The organism is Rhizobium sp. 18055 (genome assembly GCF_902706285.1).
GTDB lineage: Bacteria > Pseudomonadota > Alphaproteobacteria > Rhizobiales > Rhizobiaceae > Rhizobium.
Map to the genome: position 1 here is coordinate 1 of NZ_CACSKD010000145.1, position 543 is coordinate 543.

General features: G+C 66.9%; 2 protein-coding genes. Both read left to right on the forward strand.

Annotation, left to right across the window (positions count from 1 at the left end; genetic code table 11):
- On the forward strand, positions 1–197 hold a 197-nt coding region (locus GVL52_RS28425; RefSeq protein WP_160012695.1), incomplete at its 5' end, for a plasmid stabilization protein.
- Positions 194–543, forward strand: a 350-nt coding sequence (locus GVL52_RS28430; protein WP_160012696.1) for a PIN domain-containing protein, incomplete at its 3' end; no start/stop codon positions are given. The genes GVL52_RS28425 and GVL52_RS28430, both read left to right, overlap by 4 nt.

The following is a 543-nucleotide window of genomic DNA, read 5'->3' on the forward strand; positions in this document are numbered from 1 at the left end:
GTGCCGCCCAGCATGGCCACAGCATGGAGGCCGAGGTCCGCAGCATCCTCGAATCCGCCATCAGCCCCCAGGGGCGCGTGAAGCTGGGTTCGCTCCTGGCCGACATGGGGCGCCAGGCCCGGCTGAGCGATGAAGAATTCGCGGTGTTCGAACACGCGCGCGACAAGGCACCCGCCCGCTCGGTGAACTTCGAATGATCCTGCTCGACACCAACGTGATGTCGGAGCCGCTCCGGCAAGCGCCGGAGCCGCGCGTGATCGAATGGATCGATGCCCAGGCCATGGAAACCCTCTTCCTTTCCGCCATCACGGTGGCGGAATTGCGGGCAGGCGTCGCCCTGCTGCCGGCCGGCAAGCGGCGCGCAGGCCTCCAGGACAACCTGGAAAAGCGCGTGCTGCCCCTGTTCGCGGGCCGGGTACTGCCTTTCGATCTGGCCTGCACGCAGTCCTATGCCAAGCTGATCGCAAAGTCACGCAGCGCCGGCCTGGCTATCGCTACGGCCGATGGCTACATCGCCGCCATTGCTGCGGCCAACGGCTTTGC